The sequence below is a fragment of the Serratia sp. CY33525 genome (assembly GCF_052169115.1).
Taxonomy (GTDB): Bacteria; Pseudomonadota; Gammaproteobacteria; order Enterobacterales; family Enterobacteriaceae; genus Serratia; species Serratia sarumanii.
In genome coordinates this window covers 66,713-81,177 of record NZ_JBJNLK010000010.1, presented here as the reverse complement: position 1 = coordinate 81,177, position 14,465 = coordinate 66,713, and the positions used below count along the sequence as shown (strand labels likewise).

Here is a 14,465-nt window from a genome sequence, read left to right as displayed (position 1 = left end):
AACGAAGGTTATATTCAACCATTGGGGTCATTCCCGGTCTTACATAACGTACAGGCATATACCCGCCGAGTTCGGGTCGCCATATTGGCGAAGAACACGGTGAGTACAGATTTGGTTATGTGGTTTTGATGAACGTCGCCACCGTCAGGGAGTGGGCGCAGCGACGTCAGAATAGGGGTTTATTTTGGATATGCGCAGACAGTTGGCCCGTATCACCGGGCTGGTATTATTGGCTATGTGTTGGGCGCCGTTGAGTTGGGCCGCGCAAGGATGGCAACCGCTGGCGGAGAAGATCAACAAAAGCGAACACGATCCGCGTCAGTATGAGGCGATCAAATTGACTAACGGCATGACGGTGTTGCTGGTGTCCGATGCTCAGGCGCCGAAATCGCTGGCGGCGCTGGCATTGCCGGTCGGCTCGCTTGAAGATCCGAACAGCCAACTGGGTTTGGCGCACTATCTGGAACATATGGTGCTGATGGGCTCCAAGCGCTATCCAGAGCCGGAAAACCTGTCCGAGTTCCTGAAAAAGCATGGCGGCAGCCACAACGCCAGCACGGCTTCTTATCGCACCGCCTTCTATCTGGAAGTGGAAAATGACGCGCTGGAGCCAGCGGTCGATCGCATGGCCGACGCCATTGCCGAGCCGCTGCTGGATCCGGGCAATGCCGATCGTGAGCGCAACGCGGTTAACGCCGAGTTGACGATGGCGCGTTCGCGCGACGGTATGCGTATGGCGCAGGTGGGCGCGGAAACCCTTAACCCGGCGCACCCGAGCGCGCGCTTCTCCGGCGGCAATCTCGATACGCTGAAAGACAAGACGGACAGCAAGCTGCACGATGAGCTGACCGGCTTCTATAAACGCTACTACTCCGCCAACCTGATGATGGGCGTTTTGTACGGCAATCAGCCGCTGCCTCAGCTGGCTGATATTGCGGCGAAAACCTTTGGCCGCGTGCCGAATCACGACGCCACCGTGCCGCCGATCACCGTGCCGGCCGTGACGCCGGAACAGCAGGGCATCATCATTCACTATGTGCCAGCACAGCCGCGCAAACAGTTGAAGGTCGAGTTTCGCATCGATAACAACAGCGCCGCGTTTCGCAGCAAAACCGATACCTACATCAGCTACCTGATCGGCAACCGCAGCAAGAACACCCTGTCTGACTGGTTGCAGAAGCAGGGGCTGGCGGACGCCATCAATGCCGGCGCCGATCCGATGGTGGATCGCAACGGCGGGGTCTTCGCCATCAGCGTTTCACTGACCGACAAAGGCCTGGCCAAGCGCGACGAGGTCGTCGCCGCCATTTTCAACTACCTGAAAATGCTGCGCAGCGAAGGCATCAAGCAAAGTTACTTCGACGAAATCTCGCATGTTCTCAACCTGGATTTCCGTTATCCGTCGATCACGCGCGACATGGACTACATCGAATGGCTGGTGGACACCATGCTGCGCGTGCCGGTTGAACATGCGCTGGACGCGCCTTACCTGGCCGATCGCTATGATCCGAAGGCGATCGCCGAACGCCTGGACGCCATGACGCCGCAAAACGCCCGCATCTGGTTCGTCAGCCCGGATGAGCCGCACAACAAGACGGCCTATTTCGTCAACGCGCCTTACCAGGTCGACAAAATCACGCCGCAGCGCTTTACGCAGTGGCAGCAGTTGGGGAGTGGGATTTCCCTGTCGTTACCGACGCTCAATCCGTACATCCCGGATGACTTTACCCTGACCAAGCCGTCGCACGAGTTCAAAAAGCCGGAAATGGTGGTGGATAACCCCGGCCTGCGTGTGCTGTACATGCCGAGCCGTTACTTCGCCGATGAGCCGAAGGCCGACGTCACCGTCGCTTTCCGCAACGCCAAGACCATGGATTCCGCGCGCAACCAGGTGCTGTTCTCGCTGACGGATTATCTGGCCGGCCTAGCGCTGGATCAGCTGAGCTATCAGGCATCGGTTGGCGGGTTGAGCTTCTCGACCTCGCCGAACAACGGCCTGATGTTTAACGCCAACGGCTTTACCCAGCGCCTGCCGCAGTTGCTGACGGCGCTGATCGAGGGCTATTCCAACTTCACGCCGACGGAAGATCAGCTGGCGCAGGCCAAGTCCTGGTATCTGGAGCAGTTGGACGCCGCCGAGAAGGGCAAGGCGTTTGAATTGGCCATTCAGCCGGTGCAGATGGTTTCCCGCGTGCCGTATTCCGAACGCAGCGAACGCCGCGAAGTGCTGAAGACGCTGACGCTGAAAGACGTGCTGGCCTATCGCGACAGCCTGCTGGCCGAGGCTACGCCGGAGCTGCTGGTGGTGGGCAACATGAGCAAGCAGCAGGTCGACACGCTGGCGTCGACGCTGAAACATCGCCTGGGCTGTACCGGCATCGAATGGTGGCACGGCGAAGACGTGGTGGTGGACAAAAATCATCTGGCCAATCTGCAACAGGTGGGCAGCAGCACCGATTCGGCGCTGGCGGCGGTCTATGTGCCGACCGGCTACGACGAAGTGGCCGGCATGGCCTACAGCTCCTTGCTGGGGCAGATTATTCAGCCGTGGTTCTATAGCCAGCTGCGCACTCAGGAGCAATTGGGGTATGCGGTCTTCGCCTTCCCAATGTCGGTGGGGCGCCAATGGGGCGTGGGCTTCCTGTTGCAGAGCAACAGCAAACAGCCGGCATACCTGTACCAGCGCTATCAGGATTTCTACCCGAAAACCGAGAAACGCTTGCGCGACATGAGCGAAGCGGACTTTGAGCAGTACAAACAGGCGCTGATCAATGAGCTGAAGCAGCGGCCGCAAACCCTGAGCGAAGAGGCCAGCCGGTTCGCCAACGATTTCGATCGCGGCAATTTCGCCTTCGATACTCGTCAGAAGCTGATTGCGCAGGTGCAACAGCTGACGCCGGCCAAACTGGCGGATTATTTCCACCAGGCGGTGATCCAGCCACAGGGGCTGGCTGTGCTGTCGCAGGTGAGCGGCAGCGGGCAAGACAAGGCGGATTACGCGGCGCCTAAGGGCTGGGTCACCTATCCGAACGCGTCTGCATTGCAGCAGATCCTGCCGCGCAAAGTGGCGACGCCATGACGGAAACTGCCCCGCAGAGGCTGGAGCCGCTGACGCTGCCGCTGTTCGGCGAACGCCTGATTGAGGCGTCGGCGGGCACCGGCAAAACCTTTACCATCGGCGCGCTGTATCTGCGTTTGCTGTTGGGGTTGGGCGGTGAAGCGGCGTTTCCTCGCCCGCTGACGGTTGAAGAAATCCTGGTGGTGACCTTTACCGAGGCCGCCACCGAGGAGCTTCGCGGGCGTATCCGCGACAATATCCACGGGCTGCGCATCGCTTGCGTGCGGGGCGTCAGCGCCAACCCGCTGTTTTTGGCGCTGATGGCTGAAATTGACGACTTGACCGACGCCGCCTCGCAGCTGCTGGCGGCGGAGCGGCAAATGGACGAAGCGGCGATCTACACCATTCACGGCTTTTGCCAACGAATGCTGACGCACAACGCCTTCGAATCCGGCATGCTGTTTGAACATACGCTGGTGCAGGACGAGTTGCCGCTGCGGCGGCAGGCCTGTGCCGATTTCTGGCGTCGCCACTGCTATCCGTTGCCGCTGGGCGTGGCGCGTGCGGTCAGCCAGGAGTGGAGCGGCCCGGAAGCGTTGCTGGCCGACCTTTCCGGTTACCTGCACGGTGAGGCGCCGGCGCTGCGCCGGCCGCCGAAAGAGGAAGAAACCGTCCTGATGCGCCACGAGCAGATCGTCGCGCGCATCGATGCCATCAAGGCGCAATGGCGTGCGGCGGCGGGCGATCTGGAGGCGCTGATCGCCCAGTCCGGCGTCGATAAGCGCAGCTACAGCAGCAAACACCTGCCGAACTGGCTGAACAAGGTCGGCGAATGGAGCGGGCAGGAGACTCAGGACTACCAGTTGCCGAAGGAACTGGATAAATTTCGCCAGTCGGCGCTGCTGGAGAAAACCAAGAAAGGCGAGCCGCCGCGGCATGCGCTGTTCACGGCGATCGACGAGCTGTTCGATGAACCCTTGACGCTGCGCGACCTGATCATGGCGCGCGCGCTCAGCGAGATCCGCACTTCCATTCAACAAGAAAAGCGCCAGCGCGCCGAGCTGGGGTTTGACGACCTGCTTAGCCGGCTGGACGGCGCCTTGCAAAGCGGCGGCGGCGAACAGCTGGCGCAGGCGATTCGCCAGCGTTACCCGGTGGCGATGATCGATGAATTTCAGGATACCGATCCGCAGCAATATCGCATTTTCCAAAAGCTTTACGTCGGCCGGCCCGATTGCGGCCTGCTGTTGATAGGCGATCCCAAGCAGGCGATTTACGCCTTCCGCGGTGCCGATATCTTTACCTACATGCGGGCGCGCTCAGAGGTGAGCGCCCACTATACGCTGGAGACCAACTGGCGCTCGTCGCCGTCGATGGTCGCCAGCGTTAATCACCTGTTTTCTCAGGTAGAAAAACCTTTCCTGTTCGGCCAAATCCCCTTTATCGAGGTCAGCGCGGCGGAAAAGAACCAAGGGCTGGCGTTTGACCTGCACGGCAAGCCGCAACCGGCGATGCAGTTCTGGCTGCAGCAGGGGGAAGGCGCCGGTGTAAGTGATTACCAACAGCTGATGGCGCGCCTGTGCGCCACGCAAATTCGCGACTGGCTCAGCGCCGGGCAGCAGGGCCAGGCGTGGCTGCAGGGCGGCAAGGAGCCAAGGCCGGTGCAAGCCTCCGATATCACGGTGCTGGTGCGCAGCCGCAATGAGGCGGCGTTGGTGCGCGATGCGCTGAGCGCGCTGTCCATTCCGTCGGTCTACCTGTCCAACCGCGACAGCGTGTTCGACACCCCGGAGGCCAAAGACCTGCTGTGGTTGCTGCAGGCGGTGTTGGCGCCGGAGCAGGAGCGCACGCTGCGCAGCGCCATGGCCACCGGGCTGATGGGGCTGGACGCGCCGACGCTGGACGGCCTGAGCCGTGATGAGCGTGCCTGGGACGAGCTGGTTAACGAATTCGATGATTACCGCACGCTCTGGCTGCGCCGCGGCGTGTTGCCGATGCTGAGCGAGGTGATGAAAGCGCGCCAGCTGGCGGAGAACCTGCTGGCCAGCGCCGGTGGCGAGCGTCGTTTGACCGACGTGCTGCATCTGGGGGAGTTGTTGCAAGAGGCGGCGGCGCAACTCGACAGCGAACATGCGCTGGTGCGCTGGCTGGCACAGCAGATCGCCCAGCCTAATCGCCAGTCCGATAATCAGCAACTGCGGCTGGAGAGCGACCGGCATCTGGTGCAGGTGATCACGATTCATAAATCAAAGGGGCTGGAGTTCGATCTGGTGTGGCTGCCGTTCGTCGGCAATTTCCGCCAGCAGCAGCAGGCGCTGTATCACGATCGCCACAGTTTCCAGGCGTTGCTGGATCTCGATGCCAATGAAGAGAGCCAGGCCTGGGCGGAGGAGGAGCGGTTGGCGGAAGACCTGCGCCTGTTGTACGTGGCGCTGACCCGCTCGGTGTACCACTGCAGCATCGGCATCGCGCCGCTGTTCCAGGGCACGCGCAAGAAACAGGGCGATACCGATCTGCACCGCAGCGCATTGGGTTATCTGGTGCAGGGCGGGCAGGCCGGCGACGCCGCGTATCTGCAGGAGCGCCTGCAGCAATTGGCGGGCGGCGGCATCGCGCTGTCGCTGGTGGAACCGCCGGACGAGGCGCCCTGGCAGCCCCAGGCATCGCTGGCCGCTACGCTGGCGGCGAAAAGCTTTACCCGACGGATCCAGGATTTTTGGCGGGTGACCAGCTATACCGGTTTGCAACAGCACGGTTCGAGCCTGATGCAGGATCTGCTGCCGCGTCTGGATGTCGACGCCGCGGGCGAGCGGGGTGAGGAGAGTGAGCCAGCGCTCACACCGCATACCTTCCCGCGCGGCGCAACGCCCGGCACCTTCCTGCACAGCCTGTTTGAAACGCTGGACTTCACCCAGCCGCTGGACGAACAGTGGCTGCTGGCACAGCTGCAACAGCAAGGATTTGCCGAGCACTGGCAGCCAATTTTGCTGGCGTGGATGCAGGTGTTGCTCAACACGCCGCTCGCCGCCAGCGGCGTGACGTTGTCGGCGCTGACGCCGCAGCACAAGCAGGCCGAGCTGCAGTTCTATTTGCCGATTAACCGGTTGTTGCAGGCGAAGGCGCTCGATGCCCTGGTGAAGCGTTACGATCCGCTTTCCGCCCGCTGCCCGGCGCTAGATTTTCATCAGGTGCAGGGCATGCTGAAAGGCTTTATCGACCTGGTGTTCTGCTGGCAGGGCAAATACTACCTGCTGGACTACAAGTCCAACTGGCTGGGGGAAGACAGTAGCGCCTATACCCGGCCGGCGATGGAGCAGGCGATGGCGGAGCATCGTTACGATCTGCAATACCAGCTGTATACGCTGGCGCTGCATCGTTATCTGCGTCATCGGTTGCCGGATTACGATTACCGGCGCCATTTTGGCGGGGTGATTTATCTGTTCCTGCGCGGCGTGGATGCGGCGCACCCGGGCAACGGCATTTTCACCTGTCTCCCCGAGCTTGAGCTGGTGGAGGGGATGGATCGCTTGTTCAGCGGCGAAGCTGCGGCGACGGAGGAAGGATCATGATCGCACTGCTGGAGCAGGCGGTGGCGCTTGGCGTGCTGCGCCCGCTGGACGTGCAGTTCGCCCGCGTGGTGGCGAGCGAAGACGAGCCCGATATTTTGCTGGCCGCCGCCTGCCTGAGCGCAGAGGCGGGGGCCGGTCACGTCTGCCTGATGCTGGAGCAGCTGCAGGCGGACACGCTGTTTGAAGGGCGCCAGCCGGCGTTGGCGCTGGCGGTGTGGGAGGCGGCCGGGCGACCGGATAGCGCGCGTTGGCAGCAGCGTTTGGCGGCCAGCGCGGCGGTTGGGGACGGCAGCGGCGCTACGCCGCTGGTGCTGCGCGGACCGCGCCTGTATCTGCAGCGCATGTGGCAAAACGAAGGCGAAGTGGCGGCGTTTATCGGCGGTGAAGGCGAATCGCTGGCGGTGCCGGAGGCTGAGCTGCGCACTATTCTCGACCGTTTGTTCGGCGCGGCGAGCGACGAGCCCGACTGGCAGAAAATTGCCGCCGCAGTGGCCGCCACGCGGCGCATTGCGGTCATTTCCGGCGGGCCGGGCACCGGTAAAACCACCACCGTCGCCAAACTGTTGGCGGCGCTGGTGCAGCTGGATGAAAGCGCGCGCTTGCGCATTCAGCTGGCGGCGCCGACCGGCAAGGCGGCGGCGCGCCTGACGGAGTCGCTTGGCAGCGCCAGCCGCCAGCTGGCGTTGACCCCGGCGCAGCAGGCGCTGTTCCCGACGGAGGCGGCGACGTTGCACCGTCTGTTGGGGGCGCAACCGAACAGTCAGCGCATGCGTTATCACCGTGGCAACCGGCTGCATTTGGATGTGCTGGTGGTGGATGAGGCCTCGATGGTCGATCTGCCGATGATGGCGCGCCTGATTGCCGCGTTGCCCGATCGGGCGCGGGTGATTTTCCTCGGCGATCGCGATCAGCTGGCTTCGGTGGAGGCCGGCGCGGTGCTGGGCGATATTTGCCGTTTTGCCGAGCAGGGATACAGCGATGCGCGCGCCGCTGAGCTGAGCCGCCTGACCGGTTGTTCGCTCACGGGGCAGCAGGCCGACGCGGAAGCGGCGGTGCGCGACAGCCTGTGCCTGCTACGCAAGAGCTATCGCTTCGACGCCCGTTCCGGCATCGGTCAGCTGGCGTTGGCGGTTAACGCCGGAGCGGGGGATCGCGCGCTGGCGGCATTAAAGGGCAGTTTCGGTGATGTTGCGGGCTATGCGCTGGCGACGAGCGAAGAGTATCAGGCGCTGTTGGATGCCTGCGTGGCGAGCTACCGCGACTATTTGCGGCTGACCGCAGAAGGGGCGGACGCGGCGACGGTGCTGGCGGCCTTTGGCCGTTTCCAGGTGCTGTGCGCGCTGCGTGAAGGGCCGTTCGGCGTCGCCGGCCTGAACGAGCGCATTGAGCTCGGGCTGCAGCGCGCCGGTTTAATTGATCGCAAGCCGGGCGTGCTTGGCCGCTGGTACCGGGGGCGGCCGGTAATGATCGGCCGCAACGACAGCGCGCTGGGGCTGTTCAATGGGGATATCGGCATTACGCTGCCGGATGAGCACGGCGATCTGCGCGTGCATTTCCAACTGCCCGACGGCAGCATCAAGTCGGTACAGCCAAGCCGTTTGCCGGCGCATGAAACCGCTTATGCGATGACGGTGCACAAATCTCAGGGATCGGAGTTTGACCATACGGTGCTGGTGTTGCCAAATCACTTTCTGCCGGTGCTGACGCGTGAGCTGGTCTATACCGCGATCACTCGCGCGCGTAAGCTGCTTTCGCTGTACGCTACGGAGGCGGTGCTGCTACGGGCCATTCGCACGCCGACCCAGCGCCGCAGCGGATTGGCTGAACGGCTGCAGGCGACGGAATAAGCGCTGAGGGGCGCGGCAACGGCCGCGCCCGCAGGGATTACAGATCCGCCAGCAGAATTTTGGAGCGGCGCTGGTAGTTGTACAACGCCTGTTTCTGCATCGGCAGCACGTCGACCTCCGCCGGGGTAAAGCCACGCTCCTGGAACCAGTGGATGCTGCGTGTGGTCAGCACGAACAGCTTCTTCAGCCCCATCTGCCGGGCCTGATTTTCTACCCGCTGCAGCAGCATCTCGCCGCGTGATGAGCTGCGGTAATCGGGATGCACCGCGACACAGGCCATCTCACCGATTTTTTCCTCCAAGAACGGGTACAGCGCCGCGCAGGCGATGGTCAGGTTGTCGCGTTCGATAATGGTGAACTTGTCGATTTCCATCTCCAGCTGTTCACGCGAACGGCGCACCAGAATACCCTGCTGCTCGAGTGGCCGAATCAGCTCCAGGATGCCGCCGATGTCGTTGATCGTCGCTCGGCGCACCTGTTCGGCGCTCTCCATCACGATTTGGGTGCCGATGCCGTCGCGCGAGAACAGTTCCTGCACCAGCGCACCGTCCTCTTGATAGCTGATCAGGTGGCTGCGGCGCACGCCGCTGCGGCAGCCTTTCACCGCGCCGCGCAGGAAGCGCACGGTGCCGGAATGGTAATCGCCGCCTTCTTCCAGCTCTTCAAGGCGCTTTTGCGCGTCGTTGGGGAACAGCTCGGAAAGGATGTTACCCTCCGCGTCGGTCACGCCCTGCGAGGAGCAGAAGCCGATCATTTTTTCCGCTTTGAGCTTGATTGCCAGCTGGGTGGCCACTTCTTCCGAGGTCAGGTTGAAGCTCTCGCCGGTAACGGAAACCGCGACCGGGCCGATCAGCACGATGGCGTTGCTGTCGAGCTGGCGGTGGATCGCGTCTTCATCGATGCGGCGAATGCGGCCGCTGTGACAGTAGTCGATACCGTCATCGATGCCCAGCGGTTGCGCGATGATGAAGTTGCCGCTGACCACGTTGATATGCGCGCCCTGCAGCGGCGTATTGTTGAGGCTCATCGACAGCCGGGCGGTGATGTCGAGCTGCAACAAGCCGGCGGCTTGCTTGACCAGTTCCAGCGTATGGGCGTCGGTTACGCGCGTGTGCTTGTGGTAGATCGGCTCAAAGTTATGCTGCGCCAGGTTGGCGTCGATCTGCGGCCGCGCGCCGTAAACCACCACCAGGCGAATGCCCAGACTATGCAGCAGCCCGATATCATTGACGATGTTGGAGAAATTCTCGTGTTCGATGGCTTCCCCGCCGAGCATGATGACAAACGTTTTGCCGCGGTGGGCGTTGATATAGGGGACTGAGTGACGGAATCCTTGCACCAGCTCTGTACTACGTTCCTTCACGACAAACCTCTTTTGCATATTTATACGGTATTTTTGTATTTTTATTCTTTTATGGCGCCGATGGCAAGCGAGAAATCATCATGAAGAGTGCGCTAAGGGCGCTAAATCGTTAATAAATTGAAAAACCATAAAAAGATTTTCTGATGACAGGGCTGGAATGATTGGTTAAAGTTTTCGGCATCCCCATTTTATTGATGTTTTTTTCATCTGTTGTAAACAGCTATTACTGCCGGAGCCGCATGCCAAACTCTAATCACAATCTGGGCCGCCGTCGTTTATTACAGGGCGTTGCCGCCAGCTGGTTGCTGAGTGTGAGTCGCACAGGCTTCGCCGCGTCATCGCACGTGATCGCTGTGCGCGTCTGGCCATCCTCCACCTATACCCGCGTCACGCTGGAATCCAACGTCGAGCTGAAATACAAGCAGTTTGCCCTGACCAATCCCGATCGCGTGGTGGTGGATATCGAAGGCGTCCACCTCAACAGCGTGCTGAAAGGCATCGCCGGGCAGGTGCGCGCCGACGATCCGTATCTCAAGCAGGCGCGCGTCGGCCAGTTCGATCAGAATACCGTGCGGCTGGTGCTGGAGCTCAAGCAGAGCGTCAGCCCGCATATTTTCACGCTGGCTCCGGTGCCGGAGTATCGCAATCGCCTGGTGATGGATCTCTATCCGACCAAGGGCAGCAGCAGCGGCGGCGAGGAGTATGATCCGCTGCTGGCGTTACTGGAAGATTACAACAAGGGCGATCTGGAGCGCACGCTGCCGCCGGAAGCGCCGCAGGCCGGCAAGGCGGGGCGCGATCGGCCGATCGTCATCATGCTGGATCCCGGCCACGGCGGCGAAGATCCCGGCGCTATCGGCAAGTACAAGACGCGCGAGAAAGACATTGTGTTGCAGATTGCCCGCAAGCTGAGCGCCATGATCAAGCGCGAGCCGAACATGAAAGTGTTCATGACGCGCAACGAAGACGTGTTTATCCCGCTCAAGGTGCGCGTCGCCAAGGCGCGCAAGCAGCGCGCGGATCTGTTCGTTTCGATTCACGCCGACGCCTTCACCAGCCGCGCCGCGCGCGGTTCGTCGGTGTTCGCGCTGTCCACCAAGGGCGCCACCAGCTCGGCGGCCAAGTTCCTGGCGCAGACGCAGAACGCCTCGGACCAAATCGGCGGCGTCAGCAAGAGCGGCGACCGTTATCTCGACCACACCATGTTCGATCTGATCCAGACCGCGACCATCAACGACAGCCTGAAGTTCGGCAAGGAAGTGTTGAATCGGATGGGGAAAATCAACCGGCTGCACAAGAATCGCGTCGATCAGGCCGGTTTTGCGGTGTTAAAGGCGCCGGATATCCCGTCGATCCTGGTGGAGACGGCGTTTATCAGCAATATCGAAGAGGAGCGCAAGCTGCGCACCAGCCATTTCCAGCAGCAGGTGGCGGAGTCGATTCTGGCGGGCATCAAGGCTTATTTCGCCAACGGCGGCGCGCTGGCGAGCCGATAGAGGCAGGGCCGGGCGCGAGTCCGGCTAGTTTCGCGGATTGCAGATACAAAAAAACACCCGTCAGGGTGCTTGTCTGTTGTCATCAAGAGTTGGTTGCGGGGGCCGGATTTGAACCGACGACCTTCGGGTTATGAGCCCGACGAGCTACCAGGCTGCTCCACCCCGCGTCCGTCTTGATGCTGTATTACTACGAACCACCGTTTCATGTTATGCCGCTGGTACGACATTCGGTTGGTTGCGGGGGCCGGATTTGAACCGACGACCTTCGGGTTATGAGCCCGACGAGCTACCAGGCTGCTCCACCCCGCGTCCGTGTAATACTTTGTTATCGAAGCCAAACGCAAAATACCGCCGCTGCGGCATCGGTTGGTTGCGGGGGCCGGATTTGAACCGACGACCTTCGGGTTATGAGCCCGACGAGCTACCAGGCTGCTCCACCCCGCGTCCGATGGATGCGCACTATACTCTCCATGCGTTTTGTTGCAAACCCTTTTTGCATTTTATTGGCCTAAACCCGTTTTTCTGCTGAATTTGCCCGCAATTTGCCTTCTTTTTCATCACCATCCTCCGTGCGGCTTTTTTTATTTGCAGCGATTCCTTTATCAATGAGCGTTTGTTATCGTTCAGCCGGTAGATCATATCAGTTTGAGAGTGTGCGCGATGAAAGGACGTTGGGGCAAATACCTGCTGGGCGGGTTGATGGTGGCGGTGTTGGCGGGCTGTTCGTCCAAGCCGACCGATCGGGGTCAGCAATATAAAGACGGCCGTCTGGATCAGTCGCTGGAGCTGGTCAATCAGCCCAACGCCAAAGGTTCGCCGGTCAACGCCAAGGATTATTCGGATCAGCTTATGGAGATCAAGTACGCGTCGCCTTCGCTGTTCAACCGCAACAACGGCACCTATCAGGCGGTACAAAATTGGATGGCGTCCGGCGCCGACACGCGCATGCTGAGCCAGTACGGCCTCAGCGCTTACCAGATGGAAGGCGTCGACAATTACGGCAACGTGCAGTTTACCGGCTACTACACGCCGGTGGTGCAGGCGCGCTATACCCAACAGGGCGAGTTCCGCTATCCGCTGTACCGCATGCCGCCGAAGGGCAGGGGCCGCTTGCCGGATCGCGCGGGCATCTATTCCGGCGCGCTCGACGATCGCTATATCATCGCTTACACCAACTCGCTGATGGACAACTTCATGATGGAAGTCCAGGGCAGCGGCTATGTCGACTACGGCAACGGCCAGCCGCTGGTGTTCTTCGGCTACGGCGGCAAGAACGGCCACGCCTATCGCAGCATCGGCAAGGTGCTGATCGATCGCGGCGAAGTGGCCAAGGCGGACATGTCGATGCAGGCGATCCGTCAGTGGGCGGATACCCACAGCGCCGCAGAGGTGCGTGAGCTGCTGGAGCAAAACCCATCGTTCGTGTTCTTCCGCCCGGAAGCTTTTGCGCCGGTGAGAGGCGCCAGCGCGGTGCCGCTGATCGCCAAAGCCTCGGTGGCCTCCGATCGTTCGCTGATCCCGGCGGGCACCACGCTGCTGGCCGAAGTGCCGCTGCTGGACAACAAGGGTAAATTCACGGGAAAATACGAGATGCGTCTGATGGTCGCGCTCGACGTGGGCGGCGCCATCAAGGGCCAGCATTTTGACATGTATCAGGGCATCGGGCCGGAAGCCGGCCACTCGGCGGGGTACTACAACCACTACGGCCGCGTCTGGGTGCTGAAGAACAACGGCGGCGGTCAGCTGTTCAGCGCCAATCAGTCAAACGGCGGCGGTTCGTTGCTGGCCACCCGCTAAACGCATACGGCGTGAAAAGAGTGACCCGCAAGGGCCGGATTTTCCGGCCCTTATCATTTGCATTACGAAGGTAATTAAAGCGTTATGAGCACAGCTTATTCGGAAGCCTATCTGCAGCGTTTCGGCGGCACGGCGCGGTTGTACGGCCAGCAGGCGCTGGCGGTGTTCGCGCAGGCGCACGTCTGCGTGATCGGCATCGGCGGCGTGGGTTCCTGGGCGGCTGAGGCGCTGGCGCGCACCGGCATCGGCGCCATCACCCTGATCGACATGGATGATGTTTGCGTCACCAATACCAACCGCCAGATCCACGCGTTGCGCCAACACGTCGGGCAATCGAAAACCGAGGTGATGGCGGAGCGTATCCTGGCGATTAACCCGGAATGCCGGGTGACCTGCATCGACGATTTCATCACCCCGGACAACGTCGCCGAGCTGCTGGACCATAACTTCAGCTACGTCATCGACGCGATCGACAGCGTGCGGCCGAAGGCGGCGTTGCTGTCATACTGCCGCCGCTTCAAGATCCCGGTGGTGACCACCGGCGGCGCCGGCGGGCAGATTGACCCGACCAAGATCGAAGTGGCCGATCTGGCGAAAACCATCCAGGATCCGCTGGCCGCCAAGCTGCGCGAGCGGCTGAAGCACGATTTCAACGTGGTGAAAAACGGTAAGGGCAAGCTGGGCATCGACTGCGTCTTCTCCAGCGAGCCGCTGGTTTATCCGCAGCCGGACGGTTCGGTGTGCGCTTCACGTAGCACGGCGGAAGGGCCGAAAAGAATGGATTGCAGCGCGGGGTTCGGCGCGGCGACCATGGTCACCGCTACTTTCGGCTTCGTCGCCGTGTCGCACGCGCTGAAAAAGATGGTGGCGAAGGCGGCGCGTCAGGCGTAACGGGCGGCGATCGCCTTGACGGCGGCGGCCAATGCCGCCAGGCCGCCGGCGCGGGTGGCGCTCAGCTGGGCGCGCAGCGCTAACCGGTCGAACAGCGCCAGCGGATCCAATGCGGCGATCTGCTGCGGCGTTTTCCCTTCCACTTCGGTCAGCAGCACCGCCAGCAGGCCGCGCACGATGCGGCCTTCGCTGTCGCCATAGAAGTGCAGCGTGCCGTCTTCCAGCAACTGGTGCCCCAACCAGACGCGGTTTTCACAGCCGCTCAACGCCATTTCTTCACTGCGCAAGGCCTCCGGCAGCGGCGGCAGCCGTTTCGCGAGCATAATCAGCTGGCGGTAGCGATCTTCCCACTGTTTCAGCGCGCTGAAGGTGGCGATCAACGCCTCGGCGGTGACCTCTCGGCCAAAAGGATGGGGGGCGAGCATAGCGTCTCCGGGAATCAAG

8 protein-coding genes and 3 tRNA genes are annotated in these 14,465 nt (G+C 61.6%); 6 read left to right on the top strand and 5 right to left on the bottom strand.

Annotation, left to right across the window (positions count from 1 at the left end; translation table 11 throughout):
- The first annotated feature begins 190 nt into the window (after positions 1–190).
- Genes ptrA through recD form a run of 3 tightly spaced genes read left to right on the top strand, consistent with a single transcriptional unit; the run spans position 191 to position 8,474 of the window.
- The gene (gene ptrA, locus ACJ8IM_RS21090; RefSeq protein WP_033654134.1) at positions 191–3,079 is read left to right on the top strand and encodes a pitrilysin; all 2,889 of its coding nucleotides are present in this window, start codon (positions 191–193) and stop codon (positions 3,077–3,079) included.
- A complete protein-coding gene (recB, locus tag ACJ8IM_RS21085) occupies positions 3,076–6,627 on the top strand; it encodes an exodeoxyribonuclease V subunit beta (RefSeq protein ID WP_033654111.1) in 3,552 nt (1,183 codons plus the stop codon). Before ptrA ends, recB begins: the two co-directional genes overlap by 4 nt.
- Positions 6,624–8,474: an exodeoxyribonuclease V subunit alpha gene (gene recD, locus ACJ8IM_RS21080; RefSeq protein ID WP_033654112.1), complete on the top strand. Its 1,851-nt coding sequence runs from the start codon at positions 6,624–6,626 to the stop codon at positions 8,472–8,474. Before recB ends, recD begins: the two co-directional genes overlap by 4 nt.
- Before the next feature lie 37 nt (positions 8,475–8,511).
- Here recD and argA read toward each other — a convergent pair whose 3' ends face one another.
- Positions 8,512–9,855 (bottom strand): amino-acid N-acetyltransferase, encoded by a 1,344-nt coding sequence (argA, locus tag ACJ8IM_RS21075; protein WP_049232224.1) that lies wholly within the window; start codon positions 9,853–9,855, stop codon positions 8,512–8,514.
- 221 nt (positions 9,856–10,076) lie between these two features.
- Between argA and amiC the strand changes: the two genes are divergently transcribed.
- Positions 10,077–11,333, top strand: a complete 1,257-nt coding sequence (amiC, locus tag ACJ8IM_RS21070; protein ID WP_033654113.1) for an N-acetylmuramoyl-L-alanine amidase AmiC — start codon at positions 10,077–10,079, stop codon at positions 11,331–11,333.
- 90 nt (positions 11,334–11,423) lie between these two features.
- Here the strand turns inward: amiC and ACJ8IM_RS21065 are convergent.
- The 3 genes from ACJ8IM_RS21065 to ACJ8IM_RS21055 all read right to left on the bottom strand — a co-directional run bounded on the left by ACJ8IM_RS21065 (position 11,424) and on the right by ACJ8IM_RS21055 (position 11,777).
- Positions 11,424–11,500 (bottom strand) — tRNA-Met (locus ACJ8IM_RS21065).
- A gap of 65 nt (positions 11,501–11,565) precedes the next feature.
- Positions 11,566–11,642: transfer RNA gene (locus tag ACJ8IM_RS21060), tRNA-Met, on the bottom strand.
- Between the two features lie 58 nt (positions 11,643–11,700).
- Positions 11,701–11,777: transfer RNA gene (locus ACJ8IM_RS21055), tRNA-Met, on the bottom strand.
- Positions 11,778–11,993: 216 nt separating this feature from the next.
- Here ACJ8IM_RS21055 and mltA point away from each other — a divergent pair.
- Together mltA and tcdA are read left to right on the top strand one after the other, a co-directional pair.
- Positions 11,994–13,130, top strand: coding sequence for a murein transglycosylase A (gene mltA / locus ACJ8IM_RS21050; protein WP_033635751.1), 1,137 nt, complete (start codon positions 11,994–11,996; stop codon positions 13,128–13,130).
- A gap of 84 nt (positions 13,131–13,214) precedes the next feature.
- Positions 13,215–14,021, top strand: a complete 807-nt coding sequence (tcdA, locus tag ACJ8IM_RS21045; protein ID WP_004931886.1) for a tRNA cyclic N6-threonylcarbamoyladenosine(37) synthase TcdA — start codon at positions 13,215–13,217, stop codon at positions 14,019–14,021.
- On the opposite strand, the gene csdE is transcribed toward tcdA, so the two are convergent.
- Positions 14,012–14,446 (bottom strand): cysteine desulfurase sulfur acceptor subunit CsdE, encoded by a 435-nt coding sequence (gene csdE / locus ACJ8IM_RS21040; protein ID WP_033654114.1) that lies wholly within the window; start codon positions 14,444–14,446, stop codon positions 14,012–14,014. The two genes, tcdA and csdE, sit on opposite strands and share 10 nt — an antisense overlap.
- Positions 14,447–14,465 lie beyond the last annotated feature (19 nt).